Genomic DNA, 19629 nt, shown 5'->3' on the forward strand with positions numbered 1-19629 from the left:
AGCGGCACTGGGTTAATCGTCGAGGCGCTCTTCTAACTGGCGCACTTCGTAGGTGAGCTTGTCGAGGAACTGCATGCGCCGCATCAGGCGTTCGGCCCGTTCGCGTTGCGCCGCATCATTCCAGCAAGCTGCGAAGCTTTGGTTCAGTTCATCCTGAGCTGCCTTGAGGCGGCGCTTGAACGTGGCAATACCCGCCATGTCGGCGCTGTCCTGCAGATCTTCGAGCTCTTCACGCAACTCCATCTGCTGCAGAAGAAACTCCGGATCATGCACCGTGACCTCCAGCGGCAACTCGCCACCACTCAATGCGAGCAAGTATCGCGCGCGCTTGGGGGGGCTTTTGAGCGTCTGGTAGGCCTCGTTGAGGCTCGCGGATTGCTCGAGCGCCAGCCGCTGCTCACGCTCGGAAGCGTCGGCAAAGCGGTCCGGATGAACGCCGCGCGCCAACTCACGGTAGCGCGTAGCCAGCTGATCGAGGTCCAGATTGAAACTCGGTTGCAGCTCAAATAAAGCGAAATGACAAGGAGTACCCACGAGCAGCCTCAGATGTTGAAGCTTTCGCCGCAGCCACATTCACCGCGTACGTTGGGGTTGTTGAACTTGAAGCCTTCGTTCAACCCTTCCTTGACGAAATCAAGCTCGGTGCCGTCCAGGTACGCCAGGCTTTTCGGGTCGATGATCACTTTCTCGCCGTGACTTTCGAACACTTGATCGTCCGCGCCTACCTCGTCGACAAACTCCAGCACATAGGCAAGGCCGGAACAGCCCGTGGTGCGAACACCCAGACGAATCCCATCACCCTTGCCGCGCCCGTTGAGGGAGCGTCGCACGTGTTGAGCAGCCGCTTCTGTCATGCTGATAGCCATCGGTGACTCCTTACTCGTCGCCAAATCTTGAAAGTCAGATCAAGCCTTTCTTCTGCTTGTAGTCGCGAACGGCCGCCTTGATGGCGTCTTCAGCGAGTACGGAGCAGTGAATTTTCACTGGCGGCAGGGCCAGTTCTTCGGCCAGTTGAGTGTTCTTGATGGTCTCTGCTTCATCCAGAGTCTTGCCTTTCATCCACTCGGTCGCCAGGGAGCTGGAGGCGATCGCGGAACCGCAACCGTAGGTCTTGAACTTGGCGTCTTCGATGATGCCTTGCTCGTTGACCTTGATCTGCAGACGCATCACGTCACCGCACGCCGGAGCGCCGACCATGCCGGTGCCGACATCAGGATCTTCTGCATCCATCTTGCCGACGTTGCGCGGGTTCTCGTAGTGGTCGATGACCTTTTCGCTGTAAGCCATGATTCTTAATCCTCACTCATCAGGAGTCGCTCTTGAAACCCTGCAAATCGTGGATTCGCAGGGCCCGGTTGCGGCGACTTGAATATCAGTGTGCCGCCCACTCGATTTTCGAAATGTCGACGCCGTCTTTGTACATGTCCCACAGCGGCGACAGAGTGCGCAGCTTGGTGACGGCCTCGCAGACTTTCTGCGCGGCGTAGTCGATTTCTTCTTCGGTGGTGAAGCGACCGAAGGTGAAGCGAATCGAGCTGTGTGCCAGTTCGTCGTTGCGGCCCAGGGCGCGCAGAACGTACGAAGGCTCAAGCGATGCCGAGGTGCAGGCCGAACCCGACGAAACCGCCAGATCCTTGAGCGCCATGATCAGCGACTCGCCTTCGACATAGTTGAAGCTCAGGTTCAGGTTGTGCGGTACGCGGGCGGTCATGCTGCCGTTGACGTACAACTCTTCCAGGCCTTCAACCTGTTTGAAGAAACGGTCGCTCAGCGCTTTGATGCGTGCATTCTCGGCAGCCATGTCTTCCTTGGCCACACGGAACGCTTCGCCCATGCCGACGATCTGGTGAGTCGCCAGGGTGCCGGAACGCATGCCACGCTCGTGACCGCCGCCGTGCATGGTCGCTTCGATGCGCACACGCGGCTTGCGGCTGACGTACAGCGCGCCGATGCCTTTAGGGCCATAGGTCTTGTGGGCAGAGAACGACATCAGGTCAACTTTCAGTTTCGACAGGTCGATCTCGACCTTGCCGGTGGACTGAGCAGCGTCGACGTGGAACAGAATACCCCGGGAGCGAGTCAGCTCACCGATGGCAGCGATGTCGTTGATGGTGCCGATTTCGTTGTTCACGTGCATGACCGATACCAGAATGGTGTCGTCACGCAGGGCAGCTTCGACCATTTCCGGAGTGACCAGGCCATCTTCACGAGGATCGAGGTAGGTCACTTCGAAACCTTCACGCTCCAATTGGCGCATGGTGTCGAGGACAGCCTTGTGCTCAATCTTGGTGGTGATCAGGTGTTTGCCTTTGGTGGAGTAGAAATGCGCCGCACCCTTGATTGCCAGGTTGTCGGACTCGGTGGCACCGGAGGTCCAGACGATTTCACGCGGGTCGGCGTTAACCAGGTCAGCGACCTGGCGACGAGCGTTCTCGACGGACTCTTCGGCTTTCCAGCCGAACACGTGGGAACGGGACGCCGGGTTACCGAAGTTTCCGTCGACCAGCAGGCATTCACTCATCTTTTGCGCGACACGCGGATCAACCGGGGTGGTCGCAGAGTAATCAAGGTAAATCGGCAATTTCATGGACTATCTCCTAAATCAGGCTGGCTGGCGTGCCGCTAGCTCTTTGGCTGTCATTCGACGGCGGACGCTTCAATCTTGTCCAGGCGTGGCGCCTTGCTGTTGCAACGACGCTGGTCCTGACGCTGGGCTACTTCTTGCACCTCACGGCGAGTTACAAGGTCAGCCAAGCTGATACCGCTCAGAAATTCGTGAATCTGCAGGCTAAGATCGCACCACAAATGGTGAGTCAGACAGGTGTCGCCGGAATGGCAATCGCCCTGGCCCTGGCACTTGGTTGCATCGACCGATTCGTTGACCGCATCGATTACCTGGGCGACCTGGATGCCCTGCATGTCGCGGGACAATTGGTAGCCACCGCCCGGACCGCGAACACTGGACACCAGATTGCTACGACGCAATTTGGCGAAAAGCTGCTCGAGGTAGGACAGGGAGATGCCTTGGCGCTCGGAGATATCGGCCAGGGACACCGGCCCGTGCTGCGCGTGTAACGCCAGGTCAAGCATGGCGGTCACGGCGTATCGGCCTTTTGTAGTCAGTCGCATGGACAATTACCACGGAGTTCGGAATGGGGCGAGTATGCAATTCCCGAGTATTTAAGTCAACTATAAGACCTAGCGCATTACTCAGGTTTACCCGCAAAAGAGCGCGCGCATCATAGCAGGGTCTGCGGCGCAATGGCACACCAACCAGCGCGGTGCAAATGCCTGAATGCGACCCTGCCGTGAATCAGCTGGCCTTGCTTTCGTCCTTGCCCTTCACACAGGCAAAGTCTTCTTCACGCAGTTCAGGCAGATCCTTGGCACAGTAATTACTGCCCAGATCCTTCAGCGCTCCACACATACCCTCCAGACGCCCATCGACCGCCTGCAAGTGATCGAGCAACTGACCGATCGCCCGGGCCACCGGGTCCGGCATGTCTTCGCCGACACCGTAGGCATCGAAGCCGATCTTCTCGGCCATGGCCTTGCGCTTGGCATCCTGCTCATCGTCGGACTTGACGATAATCCGCCCCGGAATCCCCACCACCGTCGCACCCGGCGGAACTGCCTTGGTGACCACGGCATTGGAACCCACCTTGGCCCCGGCACCGACAGTGAATGGGCCGAGCACCTTGGCGCCGGCACCAACCACCACACCGTCCTCCAGGGTCGGGTGACGCTTGCCCTTGTTCCAGCTAGTGCCACCAAGGGTCACGCCCTGATAAAGGGTGACATCGTTGCCGATCTCGGCAGTCTCACCAATAACGATGCCCATGCCATGGTCGATAAAGAAGCGACGACCGACCTTGGCCCCCGGATGAATCTCGATCCCGGTCAACCAGCGACCGAAGTTCGACACCAGCCGCGCCAGCCATTTCAGCTCTGCGCGCCACAGGAGCGACGACAGGCGATGGATCCAGATGGCATGCATGCCTGGATAGCAGGTCAGGACCTCAAAAGCATTACGCGCTGCCGGGTCACGATGAAAAACACTTTGGATATCTTCACGCAAACGCTCGAACATCATTAATCCTTCCGCTTTAGAAGCTCGCCACGGGCCGCCTTCTGGGTTTCCGTGAGGATGCCACGCAATATATTCATTTCCGCCCGGCTGACCGAGCTGCGTCCGTACAACCGGCGCAGGCGCGCCATCAAGTGCCGTGGCTTTTCCGGGTCGAGGAATTCGATGGCCACCAGGGTTTGCTCCAGGTGCTCATAGAATCGCTCCAGCTCATCCATGGTCGCCAGCTCACCACTCTTGGTGGACGCCACTTCCTCCTTCTCGACCTTGCTCGGCTGACCCTGGGCCGCTAGCCAGGACATGCGCACTTCATAGCTCAACACCTGCACCGCCGCCCCGAGGTTCAGCGAACTGAACTCGGGGTCTGATGGAATGTGCACGTGATAATGACATCGCTGCAGCTCTTCGTTGGTCAGGCCGGAATCTTCACGACCGAACACCAATGCGATCTCGGCACCCTGCCCCGCCTCCTCGACCACCCTTGCACCGCACTCACGGGGATCGAGCAACGGCCAGGGAATGCGACGATCACGAGCACTGGTACCCAGCACCAGATTGCAGCCGACCAAGGCATCTTCCAAGGTGGCGACGACTTGCGCGTTTTCAAGGATGTCCCCGGCGCCGGACGCACGCGCATCGGCCTCGTGGTGCGGGAACAACCGCGGCTCGACCAGCACCAGTCGCGACAGGCCCATGTTCTTCATGGCACGCGCAGCACCGCCGATATTTCCGGGATGACTGGTATTGACCAGGACGACACGAATGTTTTGCAGCAAGGGAGGCGCTCTCGAACATTGAATGAGGGAGCCGAATCTTACAGCTCCTCCTACCGTTAAGCCATGAAAGCGAACGTCGACCTTCTCCTGTAGAAACTTTCTGATAGAATGCCCGGCTTTCTTTAACAACCTTAGGTGACACATCCATGCAGCCCATGCTGAATATCGCGCTGCGCGCCGCCCGCAGCGCCAGTGAATTGATCTTCCGCTCCATCGAGCGCCTGGATACCATCAAGGTCGACGAAAAAGACGCCAAGGATTATGTATCCGAGGTGGATCGCGCCGCCGAACAGAAAATCATCGACGCACTGCGCAAGGCCTACCCGAATCACTCGATCATGGGTGAAGAAACCGGCCTGCACGCCGGCACCGGCATCGAAGGCGAAGAATACCTGTGGATCATCGACCCACTGGACGGTACCACCAACTTCCTGCGCGGCATTCCTCACTTCGCTGTCAGCATCGCCTGCAAATACCGCGGTCGCCTGGAACATGCTGTTGTTCTGGACCCGGTTCGCCAGGAAGAATTCACCGCCAGCCGCGGTCGCGGCGCTCAACTGAACGGTCGTCGCCTGCGCGTTAGCGGCCGTACCAGCCTGGACGGCGCCCTGCTGGGTACCGGCTTCCCGTTCCGTGACGACCAGATGGACAACCTCGACAACTACCTGGGCATGTTCCGCGCCCTGGTTGGCCAGACCGCCGGCATCCGCCGTGCCGGTTCGGCAAGCCTCGACCTGGCCTACGTGGCTGCCGGCCGTTTCGACGCCTTCTGGGAGTCGGGCCTGTCCGAGTGGGACATGGCTGCAGGCGCCCTGCTGATCCAGGAAGCCGGCGGCTTGGTGAGCGACTTCACCGGCGGCCACGACTTCCTCGAGAAAGGCCACGTTGTTGCCGGCAACACCAAGTGCTTCAAGGCAGTACTGACAGCGATCCAGCCGCACCTGCCAGCTTCGCTGAAGCGCTAAGCGCCCAAGCCCAAGCCCAAGCCCAAAAAGCCGCAGCACTTAAAGCAAACGCCCCGACTGGTTCGGGGCGTTTGCTTTTGTGCGGAGTAATGCCACCAACTTAAGCCGTAACGCGACCTGTAGCAGCTGCCGAAGGCTGCGTTCGGCTGCGAAGCAGTCGTAAAGTCAGAGATTGCGGCATGTCAGACAGACCGCATTAGCCGGATTCACGACTGCTTCGCAGCCGGACGCAGCCTCGCTGGAGCTCGACAGCTGCTACAGCCAGACGCAGCCTTCGGCAGCAGCTACAGAAAGAGCGCCGCAGCTTTTTATATATGCAGCCATAACGAAAAATGCCCCGCATCTTTCGATACGAGGCATTTTCTTGAAAAGCCAACCTGAGCAGGCCAGCTTTTCGGCATCGGAAGCTGGACTTAAGCCAGTTTTTCCTTGATGCGAGCTGCTTTACCGGACAGGTCACGCAGGTAGTACAGCTTGGCTTTACGTACGTCACCGCGACGCTTGACAGCCATGCTGTCGATTTGCGGGCTGTAGGTCTGGAAAGTACGCTCTACGCCAACACCGTTGGAGATTTTACGAACGGTGAAAGCACTGTTTACGCCGCGGTTACGCTTGGCGATAACTACGCCTTCGAACGCTTGCAGACGCGAACGATCGCCTTCCTTCACTTTCACCTGAACGACAATGGTGTCGCCCGGGGCAAAGGTAGGGATCTCTTTAGTCATCTGCTCTGCTTCGAGTGCAAGGATGATTTTGTTAGTCATGCTGTGCTCCTAAGGTAAATCGTCGGATCTACCATCGATACGTTGTTAACTATCGTCCCGCTCGCGGATGTATTCCTCGAGCAGCTTCTTCTCTTCTCCAGAAAGCGAGCGGCTTTCCAGAAGATCGGCGCGTCGTTCATAGGTCCTACCAAGGGACTGCTGTAAACGCCAACGCCGGATGTGCGCGTGATTGCCACTTAGCAATACGTCGGGAACACGCTGATCCGCATACACCTCCGGTCGGGTGTAGTGCGGGCAATCCAGCAAACCATCCGTAAAGGAATCTTCCTCAGCGGAGTCCGCATGCCCTAAAGCTCCAGGCAGCAGTCGTGTAACCGCATCGATCAGGACCATCGCCGGCAGCTCGCCGCCAGACAGTACATAGTCGCCAATCGACCACTCTTCATCGACATGAGCATCAATAAAACGCTCGTCAATGCCTTCATAGCGGCCAGCAATCAGGATCAATGCATCCAGATTCGCCAACTCGCGTACCGCCGACTGTGTCAGTTGACGGCCTTGGGGGGACAGGTAAATTACCTTCGCCGCCTCCCCGGCTGCTGCCTTGGCCTGAACCAGAGCATCTTCCAGGGGCTTGATCTTCATCACCATGCCCGGACCACCGCCAAATGGGCGATCATCCACAGTGTGATGTCGATCCGTCGTGTAGTCTCGCGGATTCCAACAGGTAAGCTGCAACAACCCCTGTTTCACCGCCCGACTGGTGATGCCGTACTCGCTGATGGCGGAGAACATCTCGGGAAACAAACTGATCACTTCTACGCGCAGGTTAGCCACGTTTAGAAGTCCGCATCCCATTCCACCTTCATCTCGCCCGCTGCTAGATCGACGGCCAACACGCATTGCTCGGTATACGGCAACAGGCGTTCACGATCATCCAGGCTGCCAGCGCAAGGCTTGACCACCATTACATCATTGGCGCCGGTTTCCAGAAGATGATCGATTTTCCCGAACAATTGCCCGTGAGTATCGATGACCTTCAGACCTTCCAGCTGGTACCAGTAGTACTCGCCATCGGTCAATTCAGGGAACAGGTTGCGCGGCACGCAGATCTCATAACCAGCCAGAAGACGAGCTTCTTCACGATCATCAAGACCCTTGAGCTTTGCGACCAGGAACTTGTCGTTCCCGCGTCCGCTGACCAGCTCGACCTGTTTTACGTTGCCTTCGCGCCTGAGCGTCCAGGTTTTGTAGTCCAACAGGTTTTTAATCGGATCAGTAAAGGAATACACCTTCACTTCGCCGCGAACGCCGTGAACAGAATAAATCTTGCCGATAACGATCAAATCATCAGCAACAGCTGGCGTCGCGTTCATATTGCTCAGGCCGCAGCCTTAGCAGATTCCTTCAACAACTGAGCAACGCGCTCAGAAGGCTGTGCACCAACGCTCAGCCAGTAGGCTACGCGCTCTTGGTTCACGGACAGACGAACTTCTTGACCACGAGCAACAGGGTTGAAGAAACCAACCTGTTCCTTGTGCGAACCGTCACGCGGGTTGCGGCTGTCGGTTACGGTCAAGTGGTAAAACGGGCGCTTTTTGGAGCCGCCAAGGGCAAGACGGATTGTTAGCATGTGAACATCGTTCCTGTAGTCGGTGCTGCAAATCTAAATGCACAGCGGGCATAGGTGCCCGAAAGGCCGCATATTCTAAGGAATATCCGGACTTTTGCAAATGTCTTTTTCCGGCGCCTATCGGCGTGCCATCCAGATTTGCTATAGAGCCATCGTTGAAGATGGCCAGTCAGCTCCCGCCAAGCGCGGGTTTGCTGGAGATCCCACGTCCGTGTGGGGCTGCGCCGACATGACTGCCGGCGCGAATTCTTTACATTTTTGGCATGCCGCCGCCGGGCAACATACCGCCCATGCCGCGCATCATTTTGGCCATTCCGCCTTTCGCGGAGAATTTCTTCATCATCTTCTGCATCTGCTTGTGCTGCTTGATCAAGCGACCGATGTCCTGCACCTGGGTGCCGGAACCCATGGCGATCCGGCGCTTGCGCGAACCACTGATCAGCTCAGGGTCGCGGCGCTCGGCCGGGGTCATGGAATTGATGATGGCTTCCATCTGCTTGAATTGCTTCTCTGCCGCGCCTTGGGCATTGCCCATCTGCGCCAGGTTCACACCACCGATATTCGGCAGTTTGTCCATGAGGCCGCCGAGGCCGCCCATGTTCTTCATCTGTTGCAGCTGATCGCGGAAGTCTTCGAGGTCGAAGCCCTTGCCCTTCTTCAGCTTCTTGGCCAGTTTGTCGGCCTTGTCCTTGTCGAGGGTCGCTTCAGCCTGTTCGATCAGGCTGAGCACGTCGCCCATGCCGAGGATGCGCGATGCGATACGCTCAGGATGGAACGGTTCGAGCGCTTCGCTCTTCTCGCCCATGCCGATGAACTTGATCGGCTTGCCGGTAATGGCACGTACCGACAGTGCGGCACCGCCACGAGCATCACCGTCGACCTTGGTCAGGATCACACCGGTCAGCGGCAATGCATCACCGAAGGCCTTGGCCGTGTTGGCGGCGTCCTGGCCGGTCATGGCATCGACCACGAACAGAGTTTCGACTGGATTGATCGCGGCGTGCAGCGCCTTGATCTCGCCCATCATCTCTTCGTCGATGTGCAAACGACCGGCGGTGTCGACGATGACCACGTCGATGAATTTCAGCTTGGCTTCTTTAATAGCCGCTTGCGCGATGTCGACCGGCTTCTGGCTCAGGTCAGACGGGAAGAACGTCACGCCGATGTCGTTGGCCAGGGTTTCCAGCTGCTTGATCGCCGCCGGACGGTAAACGTCCGCGGACACGACCATGACCGACTTCTTTTTGCGCTCTTTAAGGAAGCGCGCCAGTTTGCCGGCGGTGGTGGTTTTACCCGCACCCTGCAAACCGGCCATCAGAACCACGGCCGGTGGAACGGCGCTCAGGTTCAGGTCTTCGTTGGCTGCGCCCATCAGGCTTTCGAGTTCGGCCTGGACGATCTTCACGAAGGCCTGGCCCGGCGTCAGGCTGCGGGACACCTCGGTGCCGACAGCGCGCTCCTTGACCGAATTGACGAAGTCTTTGACCACCGGCAAGGCGACGTCGGCTTCGAGCAACGCCATGCGCACTTCACGCAGGGTGTCTTTGATGTTGTCTTCGGTCAGCTTGGCCTTGCCGGTGACATGGCGCAGCGTCTGCGAGAGACGGTCGGTTAAGTTTTCAAACATTGCGCGATCCTTTCAGGCCCTGTGTAGACCGGGATAATGGCGGCCCAGACCGGAATCAACATGTGCTCGGCGAGCCTGCGGCGTGGGCAGGTCGCGGATTATAGCGAAGACTGCGTCTGGCGGACACCTCGCCGTCAGCTTGTATAGTCTTTCGTGCCGTATGGGTTCTATGCCAAACTCAACGCCTTTCGGGCCTGCCTAACAGGATTTATGCTCCCCTTGTCACCCAGCTTGCTTACCACTCTCGCCGCCGCCTGCTTATATGCCGCTGCGACCTTCTATCAAGGCACTCGCCTGGCCACCGGCGCCAAGGCGAACAAGCGCCTGCTGGTCACGCTCGGCGTACTGGCCGTGCTGGCCCACAGCGCCAGCCTGATCAGCTATCTGCTGACTCCGGTCGGCCTGGCCCTGGACTTTTTCAGCGCCGCCAGCCTGATTGCCGCAGCGGTCATCGCCCTGACCCTGCTGGCCTGCTCACGGATTCCAGTGGAAAACCTGCTTGTATTGCTGTTCCCGCTGGGCGCCGCAACAGTGTTGCTGGCACAGTTCGCCCCCGCCGGCACGGTGCAGGTCATCGACGAAGAGCCAGGCATTCTCGCCCACATTCTCTTGTCGATCCTCGCTTACGGCATGTTCACCATCGCGGTGTTCCAGGCCTTGCTGCTGCTGGTTCAGGACCATCAGCTCAAGCACAAGCATCCGTCCGGGCTGATCAAGAACTTCCCGCCGCTGCAAACCATGGAAAGCCTGCTGTTCGGTTTCCTCTGGGCCGGCTGGAGCCTGCTGTCGTTGTCGCTGATTTCCGGCTGGCTGTTCGTCGAGAACCTGTTCGCCCAGCACCTGGTGCATAAAACCCTGCTGGCGTGCCTGGCCTGGATCGTGTTCAGCGTGCTGCTCTGGGGGCGCAACCGTCTCGGCTGGCGCGGACACAAAGCCATCCGCTGGACCCTTGCCGGTTTCTGCCTGCTGATGCTGGCGTATTTCGGCAGCAAGCTGGTCCGCGAATACATTCTGCACATCTGACGGGCGGCATTAATGGACGACTTGCCCATAGGGCCGATGCTCGCGGTGCTGGCCCTGCTGATTTTATGGTCGGGGCTGTTTACCGCCATCGAAGTTGCGCAACAGCAATTACTGGCCCAGCGCACGGCCTCGCGCTCCAGCGACAAGCCCGTGGCCAAGCTGAGCTTCCCGCTCAACAGCCTGATCCTCTGCAACACCTTGTGCCGCGCGCTGGTGGTGGTCATCAGCACCTTGCTGGCGATGTTCATCTGGGCACAAAACGGCCCCTGGATAGCCTGCCTCGGTGCCGGCGCAGTGTTGCTGGTGTTCGCCGACTACCTGCCACGCGCCCTCGCCGCACGCTATCCGGATGCCGTCCTGGCCTTGGGCAACACACTGCTCGGCATACCGTTGAAAATCGTCTATCCCGCCGCATGGCTACTCAATGGCATCAGCCAACTGCTGATGCGGCCATTCGCCCGCAAAATCAACGTGGTGCAGCAAAGCGAAGACGAGGCACCGGCAGATCGGCACGACGATCACGAACACGCGGCCTATCGCCCACTGTCAGGTATCCACGCACTGGATAACATCACGGTCAACGATATTCTGGTGCCACGCAGCGACGTCGACGGGATCAACCTGGACGACCCCCTCGAAGAAATCATCGAGCAACTGCGCCACAACAAGCGCACCCGCCTGCCGGTATTCCACAGCGACATCAACCAGGTTGAAGCGGTACTCAACACCCGACAGATCCGTCATTTACTGCCGGATTCAAGCCTGACCGTGGAAGCGCTGCTGGCGGCCAGTCACGAACCGTACTTCGTGCCGGAAAGCACACCGTTGCAACTGCAATTGCTGAATTTCCACAAGCAGCAGCGGCGCTTGGGCATGGTGGTCGACGAGTACGGGGAAGTACTGGGTATCGTGACCCTGGAAGATATTCTCGAAGAAATCGTCGGAGAGTTCGAAAGCCAGCACAGCCTGGATAACCCGCACATTCACCCGCAGGCCGATGGCCGACTGGTGATTGATGGCGCAGCGTCCATCCGCGAGCTGAACAAGAGCCTCGGCTGGCATTTGCCCAGCGATGGTCCGAAAACCCTCAACGGCCTGGTGACCGAGGCGTTGGAGACGATTCCGGACAGTGCGGTGTGCCTGAAGATCGGACGATACCGGCTGGAGATTCTGGAGACTGAAGAGAATCGCGTCACGCGCGTGCTGATCTGGCATACCAGCTCAGCGCCTGCGCTTATCCGTTAATGGGTTAAAACAACCGCCCCTCTTGTTCGATAGTTAGCCACCTTCCTATAATCGAGCCGGCTTACCCAAGCCTCCCACCGAACCACATGCTTACCCCGCATGCAGCAGGTTCCGGCCAGATCTTCGACAACATCCGTACCACTGCGGCGATTGTTCCTACCTTGAACAGCGACCGTGTCTCAACCCACATCCCTGGGTATTCGACCATAATAATTCGCTCCACTGGGGCACATGACTGTCAGGGATAACGACATGACGACCAGCACAACGTTCAGCGACACCGCGCCTGCCCAACCGACGAACTCCGCCACCCGCGTGGCTACCGCGAGTTTCATCGGCACGGCCATTGAGTTCTACGACTTCTACGTCTATGCCACCGCCGCAGCATTGGTGATCGGCCCGGTGTTCTTTCCGCAAACCTCCGGCACCGCGCAGATGCTGTCGGCATTCCTCACCTTCGGCATCGCTTTCCTTGCGCGGCCGCTGGGTTCGGCGCTATTCGGCCATTTCGGTGACCGCATCGGGCGCAAATCGACACTGGTTGCGTCCTTGCTGCTGATGGGCGTGTGCACCACGCTGATCGGCGTACTACCGGGGTACGACAGCATTGGCGCCTGGGCGCCGATCCTGCTTTGCGTACTGCGCTTCGGCCAGGGCCTGGGGCTGGGCGGCGAATGGGGCGGCGCCGCATTGCTGGCCACGGAGAACGCGCCCAAAGGCAAGCGCGCCTGGTTCGGCATGTTTCCGCAACTCGGCCCATCGATCGGGTTTCTGGCGGCCAACGGCCTGTTCCTGACCCTGGCCATGAGCCTGAACGACGAGCAATTCCGTTCGTGGGGCTGGCGGATTCCGTTCCTGCTCAGTGCCGCGCTGGTGATGGTGGGCCTGTACGTACGCCTCAAGCTCCACGAAACCCCGGTGTTCGCCAACGCCGTGGCTCGCCAGGAGCGGGTGAAGATTCCGTTGGTCGAGCTGTTCAGCCAATACTGGGCACCGATGCTGCTGGGCGCCGGGTCGATGGTGGTGTGCTATGCACTGTTTTACATCTCGACAGTCTTTTCGCTGAGTTACGGTGTGTCGACGCTTGGCTACACCCGGGAAACCTTCCTCGCGCTGCTGTGTTTCGCGGTGCTGTTCATGGCCGCAGCGACACCGCTGTCGGCTTGGGCCAGTGATCGTTTCGGGCGTAAACCGGTACTGATCATCGGTGGCGTGCTGGCGATTCTGTCCGGGTTCTTGATGGAACCGCTGCTGACCCATGGCTCGACCTGGGGCGTGGCGTTGTTCCTGTGCATAGAACTGTTTCTGATGGGCGTGACGTTCGCACCGATGGGCGCGCTGCTGCCGGAGCTGTTTCCGACCCACGTGCGCTATACCGGAGCATCGGCTGCTTACAACCTGGGCGGTATTGTCGGCGCCTCGGCGGCACCGTTCTTTGCGCAGAAACTGGTGGCGATGGGTGGTTTGAGTTATGTCGGCGGGTATGTGTCGGGGGCGGCGGTGCTGAGCCTGATAGCGGTGCTGTGCCTGAAGGAGACACGCAATAACGATTTGAATCGGGTTGCCTGAAGCCAAAAGCTTCGCGGGCAAGCCTCGCTCCTACGGGTCATTTGTCGAACGCACTTGCGTCTTGACGTGATCCCTGTAGGAGCGAGGCTTGCCCGCGAATGCCGCGATGCGGTTACAGCTCTACAACGACAGCTTGGGACGCGCGGGTCGCCTTGGCACGAGCGGCCTCGATGGATTCGTCGCGAGCCAACGCCACCCCCATCCGCCGCTGGCCATTGACCTCAGGCTTGCCGAACAGACGCAACGCAGTATCCGGCTCGCTCAACGCTGCACCCAGGTTGGCGAAAGCGGTCTGAGTCGACTGCCCTTCCACCAGAATCACCGCCGACGCCGATGGGCCGAACTGACGGATCAGTGGAATCGGCAGGCCCAGGATCGCCCGTGCGTGCAGTGCGAACTGCGACAGGTCCTGGGAAATCAGGGTCACCAGACCGGTGTCATGCGGGCGCGGCGAGACTTCGCTGAACCACACCTGATCACCCTTGATGAACAACTCGACGCCAAACAGGCCACGACCGCCCAAGGCTTCGGTGACCGCTTTGGCAACGCGCTCGGATTCGGCCAAAGCAACCGGGCTCATGGCTTGTGGCTGCCAGGATTCCTGGTAGTCGCCCTTCTCCTGACGGTGACCGACAGGCGCACAGAACGTAGTGCCGCCGACGTGACGCACGGTCAGCAGAGTGATTTCGTAGTCGAAGTCGATGAAGCCTTCAATGATCACGCGGCCTTTACCGGCGCGGCCGCCTTCTTGAGCGTAATCCCAGGCTTTCTGCACGTCATCGACGCTGCGCAGCAGGCTCTGGCCCTTGCCCGAGGAACTCATGACCGGTTTGACCACGCACGGGAAACCCAGGTCTTCGACTGCCTTGCGGTAATCCTCGAAGGTGTCGGCGAAGTGGTACGGCGATGTCGGCAGGTCCAGCTCTTCGGCGGCCAGGCGACGGATGCCTTCGCGGTTCATGGTCAGCTGTGCAGCACGCGCGGTGGGGATCACGGTGAAGCCTTCGGACTCCAGCTCCACCAGGGTCGCGGTGGCGATGGCTTCGATTTCCGGCACGATGAAGTGCGGTTTCTCGGCTTCGATCACCGCACGCAGGGCGGCGCCGTCGAGCATATTGATCACATGGCTGCGATGGGCGACTTGCATGGCCGGCGCATTGGCGTAGCGATCCACGGCAATCACTTCAACGCCCAGGCGTTGCAGCTCGATCACCACTTCCTTGCCCAACTCACCACAGCCACACATCAATACGCGGGTCGCGGTTGGCGACAATGGAGTTCCGATACGGGTCATCTCAGGTCCTCAAAGGAGCGGATCATCGAGGGAAGCGCGCTTCCCATGGGGAGAAAGCGCGGCATTTTACATGAACCTGAGGGTTTGGCTTCAGCTGACGACGGCCTGTTTGCGCAGACGCCAGGCCATGGCCAACCAGACCACGGTGACGCCCGCGAACTTCGAACCCAGCGCAGTGAAGATCACGCCCGGTGTGAGCGCATCAATCATGCCGAAGAAGATGAAGGTGTCCAGCGGGATGCTCAGGGCCGAACTTATCCACAGGCGATCGTGCAACGGGCGCTTGGTGAGGCTGAACACCAGCCAGTCGATGCACTCGGACACGGCGAACGCCGTGGCGCTGGCGAGAGCAATTGAGGGATCGGAGGTGACGTAGGACAACATCAGCGCCACCAGCATCGCCGCGATCGCGCCATGGCCGAAGCGGGTTTGCACCATATCGCGCAGCACGAACACCAGGCCACCCCAGGCCGACCAGATGATGTCCAGGTGCGGGGCGGTGGAAAAGGCGTAATTGATCAGCACGACGCTGCTGATGTAGGCGATCAGGAAGAGCATGGACGGGAGATACCTGTCAATTTTGTGCACAGGGTACTTCATCTTCAGCGCACAGATAACCTGTGGCGAGGGGGCTCGCCCCCGTTCGGCTGCGCAGCAGTCGTGAAATCAGCAAACGCCGTACGACTGAAAGAATGAAGTCGCAGGTTTAGCGCCGCTTCGCAACGCAACGGGGGCAAGCCCCCTCGCCACAAAAGCCGCGCTACCACAAAAAATCAGGAATCGGATTTGGAAGGCAACATCCAGATCAGCCCACTCGATTTCGCCCGCTCATGACACAACCCCAACACTTTGCGCCGTTCCTCATTGTCCATCCGGCTCCAGCGGGTGATCTCTTCCACCGTACGCTGACACCCGGTGCAAATGTCATCCTCATCCAGCGCACAAATGCTCACGCACGGCGACGGGACTGGTCGCTCACGTTCAGGGGTGCTCATTGTTCCTGCTCGACCAGATCGCGGGCGTAACGCTGCGAGTTGTGCACATAGTGCGCGGCGCTGGCTTCGAGCATCTTCTTCTGCGGCTCGGTCAGCTCTCGCACCACCTTGCCCGGCGAGCCCATGACCAACGAACCGTCCGGAATTTCCTTGCCTTCGCCGATCAGCGAGTTGGCGCCGATGATGCAGTTCTTGCCGATTTTCGCGCCGTTGAGGATTACCGCATTGATGCCGATCAGGCTGTAATCGCCCACCGTGCAGCCGTGGAGCATGGCATTGTGACCGATGGTCACGCCGGTACCGATGGTCAGCGGATAGCCCATGTCGGTGTGCATCACGGTGCCGTCCTGCACGTTACTGTTCTTGCCGATCAGGATCAATTCGTTGTCGCCACGCAACACGGCGTTGAACCAGACGTTGGCGCCCTCTTCCAGTTTGACCTTGCCCACCAGCACGGCATTGGGTGCGACCCAGCTCTGCGGATGGGTCTCGACGCGGGCGTCGCCCAAGCGGTATTTCATCGTGTTGTCCTCAAGGCCAGGCTGGCTCACTAGCGAAAAGCGGGATTCACGCCATACGAGCGATGGCTTCAGGTGTTGATAAAACTCTTGGGCGGTTGGTGCAGGCTGATTTTCGCGTCATAGAGCAGGTTGATCAACTCGACGATCATGATCGCCGTCAGCCCCCAGATCTTGTACTCGCCATAACGATAGCTCGGCACGTACCAACTGTGGCCTTGATAGTCGATGCGGTGGGTGTGCTCGCGCGGGTCCTTGCGGAAGAATTCCAGAGGCACGCTGAACACTGCGGCGATCTCGGCATCGTTGGCCAGGTATTCGACGAAATCCGGAATCACGCCGACATAGGGCGTGACCTTGATGCCGTGCAGGGAGATCAACGGGCTCAGTGGGCCGATCACTTCGACCAGCCCCGGCGGCAGGCCGATTTCTTCTTCAGCCTCGCGCAGAGCGGTAAAGATCAGATCAGGGTCTTCAGGGTCGCGTCGACCGCCGGGAAAAGCGACTTCACCGCCATGGGTCGAGAGCCCACTCGCGCGAAGGGTCAGGACCAGTTCCGGTTCGTCACTGCGCGTGATGGGCACCAATACCGCGGCTTCGGGGAAACGTCGGTCGGTTTCCAGCGTTCGCGGTGTGTGATTGCTTACCCGGTGCAGTAGCTCGTCCAGCATGAGTCTTCTCGATCTGTGCCTTACCCTGCATCATGCACCAATCGCACCGGCCGCCCAACCCCCGAACAGCCTCATGTCGCGAAACGACAACTTGCCGACCGACACCGCTGCACGCCAAGATAGGCGCAGCATTCAGGAACCCAAGCATGAAATTTTGCAGTCAATGCGGCAACCCGGTGACCCAGCGCATTCCCGAAGGCGATTCGCGCCTGCGTTTTGTCTGCGACAGCTGTCATACCATTCATTACCAGAACCCCAATATCGTCGCCGGTTGCGTGCCGACCTGGGGCTCGAAGGTATTGCTGTGCCGTCGCGCCATCGAGCCACGGCTCGGTTACTGGACCCTGCCCGCCGGTTTCATGGAAAACGGTGAGACCATTGAACAGGCCGCCATTCGCGAAACCGCCGAAGAAGCTTGCGCCCGGGTGCGCAACCTGAGCATCTATACGCTGATCGATGTGCCGCACATCAGTCAGGTGCATGTGTTCTTTCGCGCTGAGCTTGTGGATCTGGATTTTCGCGCAGGCCCCGAGAGCCTTGAAGTGCAGCTGTTCGAAGAGGCCGATATTCCTTGGGGCGAACTGGCTTTCCGCACGGTGGGCCGTACATTAGAATGCTTCTTCGCTGACCGGCGGGCCGAGGTCTACCCCGTGCGGTCCGAATCGATCCCGCCACTCGCTCAGCCTGCCATCATCTAAGCACTTGTTAGTAAAAAACCATCTATAAATAAAATAGTCGCGACACCTCTTAGGGATATCGTTTCAATGCGCTGGTTGCTTGCCCTGTTTTGCTTATCGTTCGTTGCAGTCTCCCAGGCTTCCGTCGCGACCGCCCCGGACGGCAAAGTCATCGAAAAAGTTCTGGTCCTCAAGTCTGCCCACCAGTTGCAGTTGATCAACGACGGCAAGCCGTTCAAGACCTATCGCATTTCATTGGGCAAACGCCCCATTGGCCCAAAACTGATGGAAGGTGATAAACGCACCCCCGAAGGCCTTTACTGGCTGGACTGGCGCAAGACCAGCGACCGTTTCAACCTGGCGATGCACATTTCCTATCCCAACATCAGCGACTCCGCCCGCGCCCGGCGCGAAGGCGTCGAGCCTGGCGGCATGATCATGATCCACGGCACCCCGGACACCGAAGACAACCCCGAAGACCTGTTCCACACCCTGGACTGGACCGACGGCTGCATCGCCATGCGCAACATGGACATGCGTGAAGTCTGGGGTCTGGTACCGGACGGCACGATGATCGAAATCCGCCCGTAACGGCTACCTTCAAGGCTGGCGACGAGCTTTTGTGGCGAGGGGGCTTGCCCCCGTTCGGCTGCGAAGCAGTCGTAAAATCAGCAAGCGCGGTGATTCAGTTGGAACGAGGTGGCAGTTTTTGGCGCCGCTTCGCAACGCAACGGGGGCAAGCCCCCTCGCCACAAGGGATCGAGCGAACTCCAGCATAAGTTCTGGCCGCTACCTTCGGTCGGCATCGAAAAATAATTTCAAAAGATCGCAGCCTTCGTCAGCGCCTAGCGGGTAGATACCAATTCGCTCTGTAGGCGCTATCAAAGGCTGCGATCTTTGCTTTCAATACCCCCTCCTCTAATACCACTTCAAACCAACCCCTCTAGGCCCTATCAATCAGAGCTGGCTTTAACGCGTCAACAGCAAAGTAGCGGCATTGACATGGTATTTAAGTGGTATTAGTTTCGCCGCATTACCGGGCGACAACACTCCAATATCCGCATCGGACCAACGCACATGAACGATCTACAGGCACTACGCCCTGACGACACCCAGCCCACGCCGCTGTACCTGCAACTGGCGCGCAATCTGGAAGCGGCGATCCACGCCGGCCAGTGGAAAGCCGAGCAGGCCATGCCGTCGGAACGCAACCTCAGCGAAATACTGGGCATCTCCCGCGTCACCGCACGCAAAGCGCTGGAAGTGCTGTTAGAGCAAGGCCTGATCCGCCGTAACCAAGGCTCCGGCACGTTCATCACCCCGCGCCTGGAACAGCCTTTGTCGCGCCTCTCGGGCTTCAGTGAAATGCTTCGGCTCAAGGGTTTCGTCCCCGGCTCGCAATGGCTGGAACGAGAAATCACCCCGCCGACCCACGAAGAACTGATCCGCCTCGGCCTCTCGCCCAATGACAAGGTCGCGCGGCTCAAACGCTTGCGCAAAGCCGACGACACAGTGATGGCGATCGAAATGAGCACCCTGCCCGCCTCGATCACTCCCAAGCCGCAAGCGGTGGGCGATTCCCTCTACGAATACCTCGACGGCATCGGCAAACCGGTGGTCCGCGCCCTGCAACACATTCAGGCGATCAACGCCTCCGACGAATTCGCCGCGCTGGTGGGCATCGCCCCCGGCACCGCCATGCTGCTGATGACCCGGGTCGGCTACCTGGAAGACAACACGCCGATCGAAGTCACCGACACCTATTGCCGCAACGACTACTACGACTTCGTCGCAGAGCTTCGCCGCTAAATCTGAGAGCCGATC

General features: G+C 59.2%; 24 protein-coding genes. 7 read left to right on the forward strand and 17 right to left on the reverse strand.

The window, feature by feature from the left end; translation table 11 throughout:
- Nucleotides 1-12: 12 nt before the first annotated feature.
- The 7 genes from hscB to trmJ form a co-directional block, all read right to left on the reverse strand.
- Nucleotides 13-534 carry a co-chaperone HscB gene (gene hscB / locus AC1RL4_RS23905; RefSeq protein WP_018927068.1) on the reverse strand — a complete coding sequence of 174 codons (522 nt, stop codon included), beginning with the start codon at nucleotides 532-534 and terminating at the stop codon, nucleotides 13-15.
- Between the two features lie 8 nt (nucleotides 535-542).
- Nucleotides 543-866, reverse strand: a complete 324-nt coding sequence (gene iscA / locus AC1RL4_RS23910; RefSeq protein WP_007941391.1) for an iron-sulfur cluster assembly protein IscA — start codon at nucleotides 864-866, stop codon at nucleotides 543-545.
- A gap of 34 nt (nucleotides 867-900) precedes the next feature.
- Nucleotides 901-1287, reverse strand: a complete 387-nt coding sequence (gene iscU, locus AC1RL4_RS23915) for a Fe-S cluster assembly scaffold IscU (RefSeq protein ID WP_003443374.1) — start codon at nucleotides 1285-1287, stop codon at nucleotides 901-903.
- Nucleotides 1288-1372: 85 nt separating this feature from the next.
- Nucleotides 1373-2587 (reverse strand): IscS subfamily cysteine desulfurase, encoded by a 1215-nt coding sequence (locus AC1RL4_RS23920; protein WP_007941393.1) that lies wholly within the window; start codon nucleotides 2585-2587, stop codon nucleotides 1373-1375.
- A gap of 50 nt (nucleotides 2588-2637) precedes the next feature.
- On the reverse strand, nucleotides 2638-3129 hold the full coding sequence (gene iscR / locus AC1RL4_RS23925) for a Fe-S cluster assembly transcriptional regulator IscR (RefSeq protein WP_003227911.1): 492 nt from the start codon (nucleotides 3127-3129) through the stop codon (nucleotides 2638-2640).
- Nucleotides 3130-3313: 184 nt separating this feature from the next.
- Nucleotides 3314-4090, reverse strand: a complete 777-nt coding sequence (cysE, locus tag AC1RL4_RS23930; RefSeq protein WP_028939187.1) for a serine O-acetyltransferase — start codon at nucleotides 4088-4090, stop codon at nucleotides 3314-3316.
- A 2-nt stretch (nucleotides 4091-4092) separates the two neighbouring features.
- On the reverse strand, nucleotides 4093-4863 hold the full coding sequence (trmJ, locus tag AC1RL4_RS23935; RefSeq protein ID WP_018927071.1) for a tRNA (cytosine(32)/uridine(32)-2'-O)-methyltransferase TrmJ: 771 nt from the start codon (nucleotides 4861-4863) through the stop codon (nucleotides 4093-4095).
- A 146-nt stretch (nucleotides 4864-5009) separates the two neighbouring features.
- On the opposite strand from trmJ, the gene suhB reads away from it, so the two are divergent.
- Nucleotides 5010-5828: a type III secretion system regulator SuhB gene (suhB, locus tag AC1RL4_RS23940; RefSeq protein WP_007941397.1), complete on the forward strand. Its 819-nt coding sequence runs from the start codon at nucleotides 5010-5012 to the stop codon at nucleotides 5826-5828.
- 413 nt (nucleotides 5829-6241) lie between these two features.
- On the opposite strand, the gene rplS is transcribed toward suhB, so the two are convergent.
- From rplS to ffh, 5 genes are all read right to left on the reverse strand, one after another.
- Nucleotides 6242-6592: a 50S ribosomal protein L19 gene (gene rplS, locus AC1RL4_RS23945; protein ID WP_003175895.1), complete on the reverse strand. Its 351-nt coding sequence runs from the start codon at nucleotides 6590-6592 to the stop codon at nucleotides 6242-6244.
- Nucleotides 6593-6637: 45 nt separating this feature from the next.
- On the reverse strand, nucleotides 6638-7411 hold the full coding sequence (gene trmD, locus AC1RL4_RS23950) for a tRNA (guanosine(37)-N1)-methyltransferase TrmD (RefSeq protein ID WP_172901170.1): 774 nt from the start codon (nucleotides 7409-7411) through the stop codon (nucleotides 6638-6640).
- Complete coding sequence (gene rimM, locus AC1RL4_RS23955; RefSeq protein WP_019581061.1) at nucleotides 7393-7929, reverse strand: ribosome maturation factor RimM; 537 nt, start codon at nucleotides 7927-7929, stop codon at nucleotides 7393-7395. Before rimM ends, trmD begins: the two co-directional genes overlap by 19 nt.
- 5 nt (nucleotides 7930-7934) lie before the next feature.
- The gene (gene rpsP, locus AC1RL4_RS23960; RefSeq protein WP_003198088.1) at nucleotides 7935-8186 is read right to left on the reverse strand and encodes a 30S ribosomal protein S16; all 252 of its coding nucleotides are present in this window, start codon (nucleotides 8184-8186) and stop codon (nucleotides 7935-7937) included.
- Between the two features lie 250 nt (nucleotides 8187-8436).
- Nucleotides 8437-9813 carry a signal recognition particle protein gene (gene ffh / locus AC1RL4_RS23965; RefSeq protein ID WP_007941401.1) on the reverse strand — a complete coding sequence of 459 codons (1377 nt, stop codon included), beginning with the start codon at nucleotides 9811-9813 and terminating at the stop codon, nucleotides 8437-8439.
- Between the two features lie 210 nt (nucleotides 9814-10023).
- Here ffh and AC1RL4_RS23970 point away from each other — a divergent pair, with 210 nt between their 5' ends.
- The 3 genes from AC1RL4_RS23970 to AC1RL4_RS23980 all read left to right on the forward strand — a co-directional run bounded on the left by AC1RL4_RS23970 (nucleotide 10024) and on the right by AC1RL4_RS23980 (nucleotide 13650).
- Nucleotides 10024-10836 (forward strand): cytochrome C assembly family protein, encoded by an 813-nt coding sequence (locus tag AC1RL4_RS23970; protein ID WP_018927074.1) that lies wholly within the window; start codon nucleotides 10024-10026, stop codon nucleotides 10834-10836.
- 12 nt (nucleotides 10837-10848) lie between these two features.
- Nucleotides 10849-12081 carry a transporter associated domain-containing protein gene (locus AC1RL4_RS23975; protein ID WP_204125297.1) on the forward strand — a complete coding sequence of 411 codons (1233 nt, stop codon included), beginning with the start codon at nucleotides 10849-10851 and terminating at the stop codon, nucleotides 12079-12081.
- Between the two features lie 252 nt (nucleotides 12082-12333).
- Nucleotides 12334-13650, forward strand: coding sequence for an MFS transporter (locus AC1RL4_RS23980; protein WP_019581065.1), 1317 nt, complete (start codon nucleotides 12334-12336; stop codon nucleotides 13648-13650).
- Nucleotides 13651-13762: 112 nt separating this feature from the next.
- Here the strand turns inward: AC1RL4_RS23980 and purT are convergent, their stop codons facing one another.
- The 5 genes from purT to AC1RL4_RS24005 all read right to left on the reverse strand — a co-directional run bounded on the left by purT (nucleotide 13763) and on the right by AC1RL4_RS24005 (nucleotide 17128).
- Nucleotides 13763-14944 (reverse strand): formate-dependent phosphoribosylglycinamide formyltransferase, encoded by a 1182-nt coding sequence (purT, locus tag AC1RL4_RS23985; protein WP_019581066.1) that lies wholly within the window; start codon nucleotides 14942-14944, stop codon nucleotides 13763-13765.
- A 90-nt stretch (nucleotides 14945-15034) separates the two neighbouring features.
- Nucleotides 15035-15502 (reverse strand): VUT family protein, encoded by a 468-nt coding sequence (locus AC1RL4_RS23990; RefSeq protein ID WP_020700643.1) that lies wholly within the window; start codon nucleotides 15500-15502, stop codon nucleotides 15035-15037.
- Nucleotides 15503-15717: 215 nt separating this feature from the next.
- Entirely contained in the window at nucleotides 15718-15939 is a 222-nt protein-coding gene (locus tag AC1RL4_RS23995; RefSeq protein ID WP_105340210.1) for a DUF1289 domain-containing protein, read from the reverse strand.
- Nucleotides 15936-16460, reverse strand: a complete 525-nt coding sequence (locus tag AC1RL4_RS24000; RefSeq protein WP_007936184.1) for a gamma carbonic anhydrase family protein — start codon at nucleotides 16458-16460, stop codon at nucleotides 15936-15938. Before AC1RL4_RS24000 ends, AC1RL4_RS23995 begins: the two co-directional genes overlap by 4 nt.
- Before the next feature lie 68 nt (nucleotides 16461-16528).
- Complete coding sequence (locus tag AC1RL4_RS24005; RefSeq protein ID WP_018927081.1) at nucleotides 16529-17128, reverse strand: CoA pyrophosphatase; 600 nt, start codon at nucleotides 17126-17128, stop codon at nucleotides 16529-16531.
- A 146-nt stretch (nucleotides 17129-17274) separates the two neighbouring features.
- On the opposite strand from AC1RL4_RS24005, the gene AC1RL4_RS24010 reads away from it, so the two are divergent.
- The 3 genes from AC1RL4_RS24010 (at nucleotide 17275) to AC1RL4_RS24020 (ending at nucleotide 19614) form a co-directional block, all read left to right on the forward strand.
- Nucleotides 17275-17826, forward strand: coding sequence for an NUDIX hydrolase (locus AC1RL4_RS24010; RefSeq protein ID WP_019581068.1), 552 nt, complete (start codon nucleotides 17275-17277; stop codon nucleotides 17824-17826).
- A gap of 66 nt (nucleotides 17827-17892) precedes the next feature.
- The gene (locus AC1RL4_RS24015; RefSeq protein ID WP_205889985.1) at nucleotides 17893-18396 is read left to right on the forward strand and encodes a L,D-transpeptidase family protein; all 504 of its coding nucleotides are present in this window, start codon (nucleotides 17893-17895) and stop codon (nucleotides 18394-18396) included.
- A gap of 486 nt (nucleotides 18397-18882) precedes the next feature.
- Nucleotides 18883-19614, forward strand: a complete 732-nt coding sequence (locus AC1RL4_RS24020; RefSeq protein ID WP_230174289.1) for a GntR family transcriptional regulator — start codon at nucleotides 18883-18885, stop codon at nucleotides 19612-19614.
- Nucleotides 19615-19629: the final 15 nt, after the last annotated feature.

The sequence above is a fragment of the Pseudomonas sp. GW822-FHT07A10 genome, from assembly GCF_058798795.1.